This is a genomic window from Mycobacterium sp. NGS51 (assembly GCF_059812525.1).
On record NZ_JCALCV010000035.1, the window covers coordinates 1 to 13,420 of the forward strand.

Annotated in this window: 16 protein-coding genes and 2 pseudogenes; 6 read left to right on the forward strand and 12 right to left on the reverse strand. The window is 65.7% G+C overall.

Translation table 11 applies throughout. From position 1 onward, the window contains the following. From AC5Y5W_RS24695 to AC5Y5W_RS24720, 6 genes and pseudogenes are all read right to left on the reverse strand, one after another. Positions 1 to 669 (reverse strand): helix-turn-helix domain-containing protein (locus AC5Y5W_RS24695; RefSeq protein ID WP_500022653.1); only part of this gene is annotated, 669 nt, incomplete at its 3' end. A 249-nt stretch (positions 670 to 918) separates the two neighbouring features. Beyond that, positions 919 to 1,119: a hypothetical protein gene (locus tag AC5Y5W_RS24700; protein WP_042909873.1), complete on the reverse strand. Its 201-nt coding sequence runs from the start codon at positions 1,117 to 1,119 to the stop codon at positions 919 to 921. Between the two features lie 255 nt (positions 1,120 to 1,374). Next, positions 1,375 to 1,723 (reverse strand): annotated as a pseudogene (locus AC5Y5W_RS24705) (Clp protease N-terminal domain-containing protein); the annotation flags it as partial. Next, a complete protein-coding gene (locus AC5Y5W_RS24710) occupies positions 1,723 to 1,926 on the reverse strand; it encodes a hypothetical protein (RefSeq protein ID WP_162494298.1) in 204 nt (67 codons plus the stop codon). The gene AC5Y5W_RS24710 and the pseudogene AC5Y5W_RS24705, both read right to left, overlap by 1 nt. 32 nt (positions 1,927 to 1,958) lie before the next feature. Continuing rightward, positions 1,959 to 2,261, reverse strand: coding sequence for a ribbon-helix-helix protein, CopG family (locus AC5Y5W_RS24715; RefSeq protein ID WP_042909875.1), 303 nt, complete (start codon positions 2,259 to 2,261; stop codon positions 1,959 to 1,961). Then, positions 2,258 to 2,545 (reverse strand): transposase, encoded by a 288-nt coding sequence (locus AC5Y5W_RS24720; RefSeq protein ID WP_371304221.1) that lies wholly within the window; start codon positions 2,543 to 2,545, stop codon positions 2,258 to 2,260. Before AC5Y5W_RS24720 ends, AC5Y5W_RS24715 begins: the two co-directional genes overlap by 4 nt. A 418-nt stretch (positions 2,546 to 2,963) precedes the next feature. Here AC5Y5W_RS24720 and AC5Y5W_RS24725 point away from each other — a divergent pair, with 418 nt between their 5' ends. Beyond that, positions 2,964 to 3,542 (forward strand): nucleotide-binding protein, encoded by a 579-nt coding sequence (locus tag AC5Y5W_RS24725; RefSeq protein ID WP_042909882.1) that lies wholly within the window; start codon positions 2,964 to 2,966, stop codon positions 3,540 to 3,542. Positions 3,543 to 3,900: 358 nt separating this feature from the next. On the opposite strand, the gene AC5Y5W_RS24730 is transcribed toward AC5Y5W_RS24725, so the two are convergent. After that, complete coding sequence (locus AC5Y5W_RS24730) at positions 3,901 to 4,308, reverse strand: hypothetical protein (RefSeq protein ID WP_042909877.1); 408 nt, start codon at positions 4,306 to 4,308, stop codon at positions 3,901 to 3,903. A gap of 139 nt (positions 4,309 to 4,447) precedes the next feature. On the opposite strand from AC5Y5W_RS24730, the gene AC5Y5W_RS24735 reads away from it, so the two are divergent. Further along, complete coding sequence (locus AC5Y5W_RS24735) at positions 4,448 to 5,371, forward strand: recombinase family protein (RefSeq protein WP_306454154.1); 924 nt, start codon at positions 4,448 to 4,450, stop codon at positions 5,369 to 5,371. A gap of 49 nt (positions 5,372 to 5,420) precedes the next feature. Continuing rightward, the gene (locus AC5Y5W_RS24740; RefSeq protein ID WP_042909878.1) at positions 5,421 to 5,675 is read left to right on the forward strand and encodes a hypothetical protein; all 255 of its coding nucleotides are present in this window, start codon (positions 5,421 to 5,423) and stop codon (positions 5,673 to 5,675) included. A gap of 77 nt (positions 5,676 to 5,752) precedes the next feature. Here AC5Y5W_RS24740 and AC5Y5W_RS24745 read toward each other — a convergent pair whose 3' ends face one another. From AC5Y5W_RS24745 to AC5Y5W_RS24755, 3 genes are all read right to left on the reverse strand, one after another. Next, entirely contained in the window at positions 5,753 to 6,976 is a 1,224-nt protein-coding gene (locus AC5Y5W_RS24745; protein WP_042909879.1) for a L,D-transpeptidase, read from the reverse strand. 625 nt (positions 6,977 to 7,601) lie between these two features. Continuing rightward, positions 7,602 to 8,075 (reverse strand): hypothetical protein, encoded by a 474-nt coding sequence (locus tag AC5Y5W_RS24750; protein WP_225332459.1) that lies wholly within the window; start codon positions 8,073 to 8,075, stop codon positions 7,602 to 7,604. Then, a complete protein-coding gene (locus tag AC5Y5W_RS24755; protein ID WP_371304220.1) occupies positions 8,029 to 8,682 on the reverse strand; it encodes an LOG family protein in 654 nt (217 codons plus the stop codon). The genes AC5Y5W_RS24750 and AC5Y5W_RS24755 overlap by 47 nt, the downstream gene beginning before the upstream one ends. A 241-nt stretch (positions 8,683 to 8,923) precedes the next feature. Here AC5Y5W_RS24755 and AC5Y5W_RS24760 point away from each other — a divergent pair, with 241 nt between their 5' ends. Further along, the gene (locus AC5Y5W_RS24760) at positions 8,924 to 9,244 is read left to right on the forward strand and encodes a four-helix bundle copper-binding protein (RefSeq protein WP_072501656.1); all 321 of its coding nucleotides are present in this window, start codon (positions 8,924 to 8,926) and stop codon (positions 9,242 to 9,244) included. Between the two features lie 35 nt (positions 9,245 to 9,279). Here AC5Y5W_RS24760 and mobF read toward each other — a convergent pair whose 3' ends face one another. Then, a complete protein-coding gene (mobF, locus tag AC5Y5W_RS24765; RefSeq protein ID WP_042909870.1) occupies positions 9,280 to 12,108 on the reverse strand; it encodes a MobF family relaxase in 2,829 nt (942 codons plus the stop codon). A 236-nt stretch (positions 12,109 to 12,344) separates the two neighbouring features. On the opposite strand from mobF, the gene AC5Y5W_RS24770 reads away from it, so the two are divergent. Next, positions 12,345 to 12,587 (forward strand): antitoxin VbhA family protein, encoded by a 243-nt coding sequence (locus tag AC5Y5W_RS24770; protein ID WP_225332455.1) that lies wholly within the window; start codon positions 12,345 to 12,347, stop codon positions 12,585 to 12,587. 167 nt (positions 12,588 to 12,754) lie between these two features. After that, positions 12,755 to 12,934 carry a hypothetical protein gene (locus AC5Y5W_RS24775; RefSeq protein ID WP_042909872.1) on the forward strand — a complete coding sequence of 60 codons (180 nt, stop codon included), beginning with the start codon at positions 12,755 to 12,757 and terminating at the stop codon, positions 12,932 to 12,934. On the opposite strand, the pseudogene AC5Y5W_RS24780 reads toward AC5Y5W_RS24775, so the two are convergent. Next, a pseudogene (locus AC5Y5W_RS24780) lies at positions 12,931 to 13,420 on the reverse strand (helix-turn-helix domain-containing protein); the annotation flags it as partial. The gene AC5Y5W_RS24775 and the pseudogene AC5Y5W_RS24780 sit on opposite strands and share 4 nt — an antisense overlap.

Genomic DNA, 13,420 nt, shown 5'->3' on the forward strand with positions numbered 1-13,420 from the left:
CAACCCCCCGCCATCGGGTGCTCGGCGGCGCACAGCGCCGCTCTGCCGGCGGCCCGCAGGGCCACCGGGGCCGGTAGTAACCACGTCTTTACCGGAAGGTTGATCCCTTACGGGACCGCTTCGCGGGTGGGGTGACAGCCGCTGCACAAACCGGGCCAGCTGCGGATTGTCGTGCAGCGCCCACACCGACGCCCAACCGCGACCGCGGTCCCCCACCCGCCAGGACGCCAGCCGCTCCACCCGGGTGCGCTGCCGGCCACGCAGCACCTCAGTAGCCACCCCCAACAGCCGCAGCACAGTGTCAGCGCGCTGCACCGTACGCACCGAGTAGCCGGTATCGGCCGCCAGCCGCTCATTAGACGGCCGACAGTTCCGCCCGGTGGCGTGATCGGCATAGCGGGCACGGGCCCGCGCGATCGCCAACAACGCTCGGCGGCTGATCGGGTTACCCGGCATCACCGGACGCACCTGCGCGTCGTAGCGGCAGTCATAGGCCACCGCAACCGTCCACCTAGCCCACCGCTCAAGCCGCCCGGTCCAACACGGCACACCCGCATACGGGGCCTCGCCGAGCTCGAGCACAATCGCCGCGACAGCCGCCGCCTCGGATCGCCGGCGGTGCTCATGCTCGGCGGCCGCCAACCGCGCCGCCCACGGCCGCGTACACACCACACCACGACGCGGCCGCAGCGAAGTGCAGCCGCGATACGGCGGGCAAGCAATTTCGGAAAAGTCACGGTGTTGCGCGTCCTCTGGAACCTGAAACGGGTATGCGCTACCGTGAGACCTGCGATCCAAAGCAAGTCCCTTCGGGGAAGCGGAAACCCTCGGCGGCCAGGCCGGGGGTTTCGCCGTTTATTGAGCTGTCACATCTGCCCGGCGAAACGTTCAGCCAATGCGAGAGCCGGGCGGCTGCGGTCAGATCGCCAGCGGCAACACCTCCCTGTCGTTTAGCTCACGGACTAGATCAGGACGGCCCACATGCTGCGCAAGCACGTCGGCCGCGTACTGCGACATGCTCATGCCCAGCGCGGCCGCGCGTCGGCGGACTTCGTCATAGACGGGCAGTGTTGGGCGAACACCGATCAGGACCCGGTCGCCCTTGTGCGGTTGAGCCATAGAAAGATCCTCCCCCGCCGTAACTGTTATACGGCGACGACACGCCGTTAGGCCGTGATGTTTTCGGGATCAAGCTGTACAGCGCTCTTGAAATACCAGGACCGCAGACGCCGGTGGCTTTCAGCAGCGCCGCGCCTTGCGCTCAGCTCGTCGGAGATTCTGGTGGCTAGCCGGCGAGATAATCGAGTATCTGCCGGCGTAGTTCATCGCTGCTCGATTCGGTAAGAGAGGCAAGCAGTTTCGGGCCATCGCCGTCACCGGTGGCGATGAGGCTAAGCAATAGGTGCTCGGTGCCGATGTGGTCGTGGTTGAGCTGCAGCGCTTCGCGCAAGCTCTGTTCCAAGGTGTGCTTGGCTGCGGGGGTAAACGGGATGTGCCCGAAGGCTGGGTGCTCTCCGCGGCCGATGGTGTTCTCGACGGCGCTGCGCGCGTCCTCCAACGTGATACCGAACGTTTGAAGTGACTGCGCGGCTACGCCGTCGGTTTCGTGGATGAGCCCGAGTAGGAAGTGCTCGGTGCCGATGTAGTCGTGGTTGAGCATCCGCGCCTCTTCTTGTGCCCACACGACGGCCCGGCGGGCATGGGCGGGAAATCTCTCGAACATCATTGCCCCTTCTCACGGCCGGAAATCGCCGTCGCGGCGCCCATTATGGGCTGCCGTGATCCTCGTCGCCAGCTGAGAACATTTCCGTGAATCGGGCGGAGGTTAGCTTTGAAGTCGCGGTAGGCGGCGCGGCGCTCCTCGTCGGTGGCGTAGTCGTCGCCGTAGCGGTCAAGCCAGGCTTGCCAGTGCTCGGCTGCATTCATACGGCTCACGGTAGGACCAGCATGTGACATCTTTATCGGGTTTTGACGACGGCCAGGTTGTGCTCATGTAGCGCGGTGATAAGGGCGCGAGTGCCGTCATCGGGCTGTGTTGATAGCTCGTGGGCGATGGCGCTGCGTACGACGGCGGAGACGGGTAGGCCACGTTCTTCAGCGGTCGCGCGTAGCCGCGCCATTTCCTCCTCGGTAAGCCGGACAGTGAGGATTGCGGCCTTGTCACGGTTGGGGTGAGTGGCCGGCGCGGCGGTGTACTCGGAGCTGTCGACGTCTTCCAGCTCCCGGGCCTCGTTGAGGAGATCGTTGAGTTCGCTGCTCATTGCTCCGTCCTTTCGCGATATATGCGTTGGTCAGTGGGGTTGGCGGGCCAGCAGTTGGCGCCATAGTGCTGGCCGTGGTGGTCGACGACGATGACGACAAGAAGGCGTTCGGCGGTCGGTGAGTAGCCGATGAACCGGCTGCTTTTGCCCGAGCGGCTCTTGGGGTCAGGGATGAACGCCACGACGTCGGGATCGTCCAGGGCCTCGGCTGCCATCGCCACGGTGGTCTGATGGTGGTCCCACATGTGGGTTACCGCGTCGGGTGGCCAGATCATCTCGGACACCCCCTTAGTGTATGACATATGTAGGACATGAGGCGTTTGCTTCCATAACCTCCGGCTTGTCCTTCCGTTCCCTGCCCTTCCTCGTACTGGCCGCTGTGTTTGTGCGTGAGGGCGGTGGCTGTCAAGGCTCGACCTGGTCGATCGCGCAGCGGCGTGGCCTTGACAACCACCACCCTCACGTTCACCACAATGTGCGGAGCATGGAAGGGGACGTCTTGGTGCAATGACGTAATTACGTCTTGACGGCCCAGGTGTGTAGGCGGGGACAGCCGCGCAGATCCACGTCTGGCCCCCAGAAGCCCGCCCGTAAGGCCGGGCCGGGTCCTATCCCACGGGAGCGTAATTGCGTAATTGCGTTATTACGACATGGCGTGTTGACGTAGTGCCGTCATTACGTCGTGACGTATTGTTCGGCGCCATGCCCATAATTTCTCTGGTCCACACAAAGGGTGGCGTAGCCAAGACGACCACCGCGGTATACCTCGCCACCGCTGCCCACCGCCGCGGCATTGACGTCGTGCTAATCGACGCCGACCCTCAAGGCTCAGCTCTGGAGTGGGCTGCAGACGCTCGTAGCGATGATCCGCTGCCATTCCCGGTGGTGGCCGCCGGTCGGCCATTACGCGCCGACTGTGATCAGGAGGTAACCATCGTCGACACACCTCCGGGCACAGCTCAGGTCATTCAGGAGGCCATCGATATTGCTGACTTGGTGGTGGTCCCGACTGGGGCGTCACCGCTGGACGTTCGCCGGGTATGGCCGACGTTGGAGATTACCGCGCATCGTCCAACTGCTGTCTTGCTGACGGCTGTCGATCTGCGTACGCGTTTGGCCGATGAGGTGCGGGTGCTTCTGGAGGGCGAAGGCGTGCCGGTGATTGGTACGCCGATCGTGCGCCGGGAGGGTATTCGTCGTGCGTATGGGATCACACCGGGCCCGTTGCATGGGTATGACGACGTGCTGACTGAGTTGATCGGGGCGGTGGTCGGTGTCTGATTTGTCCTCGAAGATGGCCGCCCGCGTCCAGAGGGAGCCGGTCAAACCTGTAGCCGCGGCGTTCCGGTCGCCGGCCGACGACATGCAGCGTGCCACTGTGTACCTGCCGCGTGCGACTGTCCGGGCGCTCAAGCAAGCTGCGCTGGACCGCGATACGAGCATGAGCAAAATCCTGACTGACCTAGCAAGCCAGTGGTTAGCGGATAACGTAAGGACGTAATTACGTCATTTGCACTAAGGCGCTTCTCAATAACGAATGGCCTTTGACCTACCAAGCGACTGTTAACCGAAGGGTTACTGGCCGGGCATGGCCCGTCAGGGTTTCCAACCTCGGACCCGCTGATTAAGAGTCAGTGGGTCATGGCGCGGCGTCGTAGTGCTGTCGGGTCATAGGGTCGTGATCGGCCAAGTGGTCACACCGGCCGCAGGGGTCGCCGACTTCACTGCCGTAAACGACGTATTCGGCCACCGCGCGCACCGCGGTCTCTGCGAGCTCCGGCGCCAACACTGGCTCGCCGGCGTCGCGGCGAAAAGGCTTGAGCGCAAAGATGCTCGACACCAGCGGCCGTTTATCGGCGCGGCCGGGGGTGATGTCGGCAGCAGGGCTGCCGTCGATGAACAGCGTGTACATGTCGTGCTCGGGGAAGCAGTAGTTGAAGCGCAGCACCCACCACCGACCCGACTGCTGCGCCGCGTACGGGAAAAACTTGTACCCAGTGCGCCTCCACACAGGCCGCGCCGACGAGTCGGCCCCCCTGCCACCCATGACCCCATTGTGTGGACTATCGAGTTACCCCGTCCCGATAACGAAGGTTTTTGGGACACCGCCGTGGTGTTCGGCTGACCTGGACGTTTCGTGTCCCAAAAACGCGTGCCGAAAGTTGTCGGTGTCGGCTGATACAACCATGTTCGTGCCACTGCTGGGATATGCGCGAGTATCGACGAGCGATCAGAGCCTCACCGGGCAGATCGACGCACTTCGGGCGGCCGGGTGCGAGCGTGTATGGACCGATGTGGCCTCTGGGGCCCGTGCGCGCCGCCCGGGCCTGGATGAACTGGTGGCGGCCGTCGTCGCGGGCGACACCGTGGTTGTTACGCGGCTAGATCGGCTAGGCCGTTCGCTGCCGCATCTCCTCGGCCTGGTGGAAAATCTGGCGGCCGCCGGGGTAGGGCTACGGTCGCTGGCCGAGGAGATCGACACCAGCAGCGCCACCGGCCGGCTGGTGTTGCATGTGTTTGGGGCGCTCGCCGAGTTCGAGCGCGGCATTAACCACGAACGCACGATGGGGGGCCTGGCCGCCGCGCGTGCTCGAGGCCGCATTGGCGGCCGACCGCCGGCGTTGAGGGGGCGCCGACTGGCTCACGCGCGAGAGCTGGCCGCCGCCGGTATGCCGGTGGCCGAGATCGCTGACACCTTGCTGGTCGGGCGCTCGACGGTGTACCGGGCTCTGAATGGAAGCAGAGAACAAGATGGGGAAGAGATGACGAGTAGTCCGATTGACCGGGTATGGAGCGTGCGGGACGCGGTCCTGAAATGGCTGTATCTCAAGGCGATGGTCGATGGCAACAGACACCCGGTGCTGAAGGCCGACGACATCGCGAATGCCGTTGAGTGGCAAGGCGACTCGCTGACACAACAAGAGGTCGCGGAGGCCTCTGAGTGGCTTCGGGACCAGGAGTACATCAGTGGCACCGCATCTTGGGGCCATGGTGTGGTGCGCCCATCCATCACCGCCAAGGGCGAGGCGCTAGCTGATGCGGGAAAGTCGGTGCGGGGCGGTAACGCGCCCGGCAGACCCACAGGGAGCGACCACGATTCACATCAGTAACAGCGCCAATGTCGCTATCGGCAGCCCTGGCGCAACCCAGACGTACACGGTGGCCGAGCAGATTAAAAGAGCGCTGGCGGTTGCCGACGCCCTAGAGGCGGCCGCGGATGGGCCTCCTGAAGCAGTGGAGCACGCCCATCAGATCGCCGTGGAGATCAAAAGGGAAGCCGCTGAGCCTCAACCAAATCCCAGCCGGTTAAAGCAGCTTCTCCTTTACGCCATCACGGCTGGCGTCGGCGCCCTGGGCCAAACTGCCGCGACAGATTTGGTTCATCTGGCGAGCCAAGCGCTGCAAACGTTTTGAGCAGCGGCGTTTCTACAACGAGACAGCGACTACCGTTGACGGAGCCCGTGCCGTGTCTTGAAGAGCACCCGGCCGGGTCAGGCGGGGGCGCTTCCGGCCTGCCATTGCGCCCAGGGCACACTCCAGTCACCGTTGTTCTGCAACGACAGGGGCGGGCCCCCGGTGTTGCGGACCTCGACGATGTCGCCGGGTTGGGAAAACCCGAAGAACCATTTGGCGTTGTCGCCGTTGAGGTTTAGACAGCCATGGGAAGTGTTGGTGTTGCCCTGGGCCCACACGGTGCTGTCGAGTTGGTGAAGATAGATCCCGTCGGGGCTGATGCGGGTGGCGTAGTTGATGGTCTCGCGGTAGCCGAGGTGGGAATTGACGGGCAAGCCATAGGTAGACGAATCCATCACGACCGGATTGGACTTATCCATCACCGTGTACACGCCGGGTGGGGTCCAAAACGTGAGGGTCTGCCCGGCGACGGTTTGCGTGCCACCCATGCCCATCGAGGTGGGCATGGTGCGCACCAGAACGCCGTTGTTGTAAACGTTGACCTGTTTCGTGTTGTCGTCGGCGATAGACACATGCGAGTCACCGATGGTGAACGAGGTCTGCTGGTCCTCTTGGCCGTACAGTCCGCCACCCAGCGGCGCGCCATAGATGTTGGCCGCCACGGTGATTTTCGTGCCCGCCGCGTAGTAGTGCTCCGGGCGCCAATGGGCGTTCTGGTCATCAACCCAATACCAGGAGCCGTCCACGGCCGGAGCGGTCGTCACGGTCAGTCGGCGCTGCGCGGCCGTGCGATCGATGATGGGTTCATCGAAGTGGGCGACAATGACCGTGCCCACCCCGTAGGTGCCGCCGTCGCGCAGCGCCGCACCCGACGTCGTGGTCAGCGACACCGCAGCCTGATTGCTGGGTGTAAGCGTGGTGAACCTCGACATCTGCGACGCGAAAGTTCCCGTCGGCCCGCGACTGGCCACGGTGAGGGTGTAGCTGCGGCCATACCCCAGCGGCACGCTGGGCTTCCACACCAGGTGGTCAGGGGTCATAACACCCGGGATCGGCGTGTTTTGGTCGTTGACCATCTGCACATCGGACAGGGTGCCGTTGGCCGCGCTCACCATGACCGCGCCCAGCGGGTCAACGTTCACCGCGTCGGGGCCCGGAGTGACAGTGACGGTCGCAGGCGTTTCCGCGCGCAGGACCGACGCTGCGGGCAGCGCACCATTGTGGTCATCGCCTCGCCCGATCACCACGGCCACCACGGCCACCACCATCACACTGATCACAGCGACCGCGATAAGACTCATGCGAGTTCGTCGATCGATAGCCACAGACGCCTCCTGTCCTTTCTCACATTCGTCGCCGCCGGCGCCGCCCGGTGTATGTGTGCCGCACCGTCGTCGTCGTTGGGATCTATGTGTCGGGCAGCAATTTTTTGGGTGCGTATGCGCGTCGCATTCCCGCTGAGACGAGCATCGTCACAGTCTGGTTTGTACCCCCTGCGGGTATCTGTACCCCGCCCGGGTACGGTATCAAACAGCCAGTAGTGTCACCGACATCGTCGCTTCGTGCAGAAGGGTGTGCTGGCGAATCCGGCATAATGCGGTGTAGGCGCGTGCGCCGTAGATGGTTGGCCCGGCGCGCCATGCGTTGCGTTCCAAAACCGACAAACGTCCTGACACGATGCCTATCGGCACTCCTGATTCCACGACGCGTAAAGCCGTGGACGGCTTGGTGGTCCGCTGGTTAAGCCCTCAGAGTTGCTGATTTCGGCCCGACAGCTACGGAGGTGTGCGTCGGTCTGCCTCTCGGAAAGTCCACGCTCACCGTTTACGGGAGTGCGTGCCGCGCCGCTGGCCAGGGCGGTCGCATACCCCCTGGCAAGGTGGCGGCCCCCCACACGGCAAAGCCGTCGATCGGCGTGGCCGCACGTTAATCGCAATGCTGTCCCGATTCGAAGTCGGGTCGTTGCGCACGGACCTGGAGGACCAGGTCCCGCAGCAGCCGCTCCTCGGGGCTGCCGACGTATAAATCCAGCCATTCCGTGAGAGCCGCCAGCACGGCAGTCGACAACGGGCAGCCGTTTTCTACGACGGCATTAAGAATCCTCTCGATCGCCAGATGATTTTCCCCGCAACCCAATTCGACAAACACCATCGCGCGCTGGTCACCGGTTAGGCATGGCCCTGCCGCGTCAGCCAGCAGCCACGCCATGCCCGCGTCTGAGTCCATCACTTCTGCCAGTCCACCAAACAAACACACCAATCCCGAAAACTTTTGTTCCCCACCGACGTCGGCGCAGACGGCAGCTAAGCAACGCAGTCGCGGGTCGGCGCCTTTCATGATCTCGGCGATTCGCTCACGGCGTGGTTGGGCGATAGGTCTGTAGCTGGCGACGAAGCCCACCCTCGATGACCTCGCCAATCTCGTAGGGATCGTCAGCGACCACGAGCAGCTGGACGTCGTCTGGCGAAATCATTCCCAGCTCAAGCAGCTGGGTCCGGATCCACTGCTCTAGTCCGCCCCAGTGCTGCGAGCCCGCAAGCACGACCGGGAAGTGTCGTATCTTCTGGGTCTGGATGAGCGTGAGCGCCTCGAACAGCTCATCAAGCGTGCCAAAGCCGCCCGGAAACACCACAAACGCCGACGCGTAGCGGACCAACATCAGCTTACGGACGAAAAAATACTTAAACTCCAGCGAGAGATCCACAAATGAATTCATGCGCTGCTCGTAGGGCAGCTCGATAACCAGGCCGATCGAGCGCACCCCCGCCTCGCGGGCGCCCCGGTTGGCGGCCTCCATGATCCCGGCCCCACCGCCGGTGATGATGTCGAACCCCAAGGCCCCCAGCCGTGCGGCCAGCGTGCGCGCCAGCTGGTAGTACGGATGATCCGGCGGGGTGCGCGCGGAACCGAAGAACGACACCGCTCGGGTCACGTCGGCTAGCGCCGCAAACCCGTGCGCCACCTCATCGCGGATCCTCACCACACGGTCAGGATCGCTGCCCGCCAACGCGGGAAACCCTGGTCCTAGACAGCACAGCAGCTCCTCATCGCACGTGGCGGGGCGGTGCGCTTCGGATCCAGGCATTGACCCGATCGTGCCACCACGAAGCCGCCGATGACACTGCACGCACCCCAACTGGAACCCACCGGGGATTAACTCAAAGTTCGAAAAGCCAACTGTTTACTCGACTTACGAGGGGCTGCTAGCTTATACCCTCACGGGGTACCGACGAGTGAGGAGATCTGTCATGGCGGTAACGGCCAACCAGGCCTGTCTGGATGCGTGCGCGAAATGTCAGGCGGCGTGCGAAGCGTGCGCCTACAACTGTTGCGTCAACGACGCGAAGATGGCCGACTGCGCCCGGTTATGCCTAGACTGCGCAGCGATTTGCGCGGTGTGTGTGACGCTGGTGTCCCGCGGGTCGCGTTGGGCGGCCCAGTTGTGCCAGCTGTGCGCAGAGATTTGTGATGCGTGCGCGGCCGAGTGCGACAAGTACGACAACGATCACTGCCGCGCCTGCGCAGAGTCGTGTCGCCGCTGCGCTCAAGAGTGCCGGGCGATGGCCTGATCCGATCAAGCGCACGCGCGCAATCAATCCAGGCTTTAGAGTTCGAGTCCGGAGTCGAGGCTCTGGTATTGGCTGCGGCTGCGGTGCTGGTCGAGCCAGTGCTGGTGTTCGAGGGCTTGCTCGACGCGCTGGCCGTGCCAGTTTCTGTAGGCGGCCCATCGCTGCTGTACAGCCCGATCACGGCGGTCGAGCAGGCGTTGGACGCGCTTGGGTAGCCGGGCGCGGTCCTGGGTGTGGGCGGCGATGTCGTGGGCGGTGCGAGCCCGCTCGTCGCGATTGGCGATGATGCCGCGCACCAGCTGAGCGGCCTCGGCGCTGGTGCCGCGACGAGCCACATGCACACCGGGCTGTTGGTCGGCGTGTTCGTGTTCGGTTTCGCCGGCCAAACGCTCATACAGGTAGGCATGGTTGGTGTGGCGGCCGCGGGTCAACGCGACATACAGCAGCGAGCGGGTGGTGGTTTCGCCCAGCACGGCATGCGTGGTCTCGGCGGTGACCCCTTGGGCCGAGTGCACGGTGACCGCATAGCCGTGGGTGACGTGCTGGTGTAGGTAGTCCCCGGAGAACACGGTGCGCGCGCCGTCGTCGAGCCGGCGGGCGGCGATGCGGTGCTTCTCCGGGTCGACAGCCAAGACGCGCCAGCGTTGCCCGTTGCGCACCGGATCGGCGGCGGGTGTGGTGATGTCGGTGGCCTCGACGACCGGGATGGCCGGGTCGTTGCGGCGGCTGATGATCACATCGCCTTTGGCGATGCGATGTCCGCGCGCCGCGGTGACGGTGGGCGCCTGGGCGTCAATCGATTCGTCGTGGATGCGCCGGTTAAGCGCATCGGCCATCTCCTTGGTGTCGCAGATCAGCAGCGCATCCTTGCCCGCCGCGGTGTCGGCCCGATAGGCGGCCAGGGCGTCGGCGGCCATCGCGATCGGATCCCCGGTGCGCAACCGGCCATGCGCCCGGTACCACGCGGCGGCGCGGCGCACCGGGGCCGGCCCACCATCCCGCACGGCCAACGACGCGGAGCGTTCGTCGGGGTCGCGCATGCGCCACACTTCAGACAGTTTCTGCGTCCAGGGCAGGTCTTCACAGAGTTGGGCGAACATGCCCCCACGGGCCTTGACCGGGGCCAGTTGATGGGCGTCGCCGACCAACACACACTTGACACCGGCGGTCGTGGTGGCGGCCAGCAGCGCGCCCAAATCCTCGGTGCCCACCATGGCGGCCTCATCGACGACCACCACGCCGGGCCGGCGCACCGTCAACGTGCCCTCCCGCAACGACTTGACAGCCTTGGCCACGGTGTAGCCGACATCCCCCGCCCCCTCGCGCACCGCCACATCGACCGCCTTGCCAGTGGGCGCGATCACGATCACCTGACCCCGGAACCGGCGCGCCGCGCTGGCCAGCGCGCGCAGCGAGGTGGTCTTGCCCGCCCCGGCCGGCGCACTGAGTGGACACACCAGCCACGGCGAGCCCGCAATGGCACACACCGCGCGGGCCTGATCGGCCGACAACCCCGCGGTGTCCTCGTCGGTGACCCAGATCTGCGCCCGCACATCTTCGGCGTCCACAAGGTCCAACACGGCCTGCTCTTCGTGGAGGAACACCCCGAGGGTGAAGCGTTCATGGCCCTCGCGTTGAGGCGCGGCCCGCGCCGCGGTGACCCGCATTCCCAGCGCGTCGACGGCGGCCTCGACCATCTCCCGAGGCGAGCGCTCGACATCCACGGGCAGCTGCGCGCCCATCAACTCCACCAGATCCGCGCGGGTGAACGTCGCCTTGTCCATCGCCTCGGCCGCCCCCAACAACCGCCGCCGATCAAAAGGCGCTGTGGCCGCCGCACCCCACGCCCGCCGCGCCTTGCGCGCCTCCTGGAAGGCTTCGCGATCAAACCGTACACCCCGCGCATCCGCTTGCCACATCGCCGCCAGTTGTGCCCACGCCAGTTGTTCGGGTTTGGTCGGGCGGGTGGCCTTTTGCGCGGCCGCCAACTGCCCCGCCGAGGGCCCTGCGGCGGCGTCGACGACGACCAGATGGTTCGCCGCCCATTCGCGCAGCGCACTCGACCGTTGTGACCACGCGGCGATGCTTTTCGGGTCGATGCCGGCGAGCTCGGCCATCCCGGTGTGCGGGTCGACCGGCGCCCACTCCATGCCCAACGAGCGGTGCAGTTCCCGGCGCAGCGTGGCCTGATAAATCACCCCGGCGGCTTTGGCTTCGTGATACAGCGACGTGCCATCAACCGACACCAGTTTCCCGTCGCCGCGGGCCTGGCGGTTGGGCACCAACACGTGAGTGTGCAGGTGCGGATCCCCCGCCCGCGACGTCTCGTGCTGGTAGGCGATCGCGACCAAACCGGGCAACCGAACCAGGTCTTTTTCGCCCGTGACGGGGTTGTGCACCCGGGTATAGCCGGCATGCTGCGAGAGGTACTCCAGCGCTTCGGCGATGGCGGTGGCGTGCGCGGCCAGCACCGCTTTTTCCGCAACGTCATCACCGCGCAACGCACGGATCAGCGACACACTTTTGGGCGCGCAAAACGTCAAATCAAACCCATGCACCGCACCCTTGCCCAGCGCCCGACCGCACCCGCCGCTGGGGGCGATTCCGTCATCAAGCCAGCGCGCCACCACCGCCGGATCGGCCTCCCCGCCAGCCCGCTCAGCGTCGCTCAACCCGACCAGTTCAGCCGCCTTGTGCGCGTCGCCGACGCACACCCACACCGGGGTCCGGGTGTCATGCTCGCCGTAATACTCCCCCAGCCCACCACCCGCTGAACACGCATCACGCGCCGCTTGGCCAGCCGCTCGCGCGGTGTCGTTGTAATAGTTGATCGACCACCGCGACAACTTCGCAATCGTCAACACCGCTGCCCGTCACCGCCTTTCGAGCCGCCCACCAAACCTGTCGGGGTGGTTGCCTGACGGGCAGCACCGCCACCCTCGCACACCCTTGTGCAAATGTGCCGTAGCGACACGCGGGTGAGGGCGGATGGTTTGCTGGGCAGGGCCAGCGGTAGGAGCTAAGGAAAGCCCTGTGTGCAGGGGATTTGGCAAAAGATGAGGCGGATAAACCTGCGGAAGGGTTGACTGAAGGTGTGGCGGTGGGTGATGACAAGGAGCTGGCGGCGCTGTGGCGCACCGTCGACGAGTTGTCCGCTGAGCTGGCGCCGGCGGACCGGCGCGCCCTACGCGACGTCATCGCCAACAGCGTCTTAGAGGGCCACCACCCCACCGCCGGCGAGATCACCAATCTGGTCGCGTTCGCGGCCGGAAAGATCAGCATGGCCGACTACCTCACCCACGCCACCCACGCCGCCAAGCCGGGCGCTGCTAAGCGCAGCTAACAATCAAGCTTCGGGAAGAAGGTTAGGGCGGCTACCGAAGCGCAGTGGGCATCCGCCGGTGGCGCCATCCAGCGCACCCAGATACGTCACCGTGACCCAGGTTGGGCACCGCTTCGCGGGTTGATGATGGGAACATCACGCCAGCCCGCACGAAGCGGAGGGAACCGATGAGCGTCGAGGCGAAGGTGACCGAGCTGCTGGTGCGCCGCGCCCAGCCCGGTGGGGAACGGGTGCTCGACTGGCTGGTGTACGGGACACCGCTGCCGCGGCTGCCGCGCCTCGACGTGATGTGCTGCGATCAGCGCGACTGGCCGGGCCTCGGCGGCGACGGGCTCGACAACCACTAGCCCAGCGGCCCCGGCCCGCGCCGATGCGTGCGGGCCGCGGCCACCGCGGCCGCGCGCTGTGCGGCCGCTTCGGCGACGACGTGAGTGCGTTTGTGCGCGCCGCGGCGCGCCGCCTCGGCTGCGACCGCCCGCGCCGCGGCATGCCCAGGTCCGCCCAGCGCGGCGCGGCCCGCGGCGCGGGCGCGCTCATGCTCCCCGTGTGCGGCGCGCTGCGCGGCCAGGTGCGCGCGGTGTGCGGCACGCTCGGCGACCTCGCGCGCCTCATCCAGGGCGGCCGGACGCTCGGCCAAGTGCTCGCGGCCATGCCAGGCCAGCATCGCGCCCAGCAGTCCGATCGGCTTGTGCGGGTGATCGGGGATGCGCCGGCCGGTCACCGCGGCCCAGTCGGTAATGAGCGCGTTGAGATCGCGCGGCGTCCAGCCATACGCGGCCGGCCCGGCCAACAGCGCCGCCCAAGCTCCAGCGGTGTGCCGGCGCGCCCACGGC

Bases quoted from the DNA above. Each gene is read 5' to 3' on its own strand.
- AC5Y5W_RS24715 (WP_042909875.1), bottom strand. From the start codon at position 2,261: ATGAGCAGCGAACTCAACGATCTCCTCAACGAGGCCCGGGAGCTGGAA.
- AC5Y5W_RS24700 (WP_042909873.1), bottom strand. From the start codon at position 1,119: ATGGCTCAACCGCACAAGGGCGACCGGGTCCTGATCGGTGTTCGCCCA.
- AC5Y5W_RS24730 (WP_042909877.1), bottom strand. From the start codon at position 4,308: ATGGGTGGCAGGGGGGCCGACTCGTCGGCGCGGCCTGTGTGGAGGCGC.
- AC5Y5W_RS24725 (WP_042909882.1), top strand. From the start codon at position 2,964: ATGCCCATAATTTCTCTGGTCCACACAAAGGGTGGCGTAGCCAAGACG.
- AC5Y5W_RS24735 (WP_306454154.1), top strand. From the start codon at position 4,448: ATGTTCGTGCCACTGCTGGGATATGCGCGAGTATCGACGAGCGATCAG.
- AC5Y5W_RS24775 (WP_042909872.1), top strand. From the start codon at position 12,755: ATGAGCGTCGAGGCGAAGGTGACCGAGCTGCTGGTGCGCCGCGCCCAG.
- AC5Y5W_RS24710 (WP_162494298.1), bottom strand. From the start codon at position 1,926: ATGAATGCAGCCGAGCACTGGCAAGCCTGGCTTGACCGCTACGGCGAC.
- AC5Y5W_RS24760 (WP_072501656.1), top strand. From the start codon at position 8,924: ATGGCGGTAACGGCCAACCAGGCCTGTCTGGATGCGTGCGCGAAATGT.
- AC5Y5W_RS24745 (WP_042909879.1), bottom strand. From the start codon at position 6,976: ATGAGTCTTATCGCGGTCGCTGTGATCAGTGTGATGGTGGTGGCCGTG.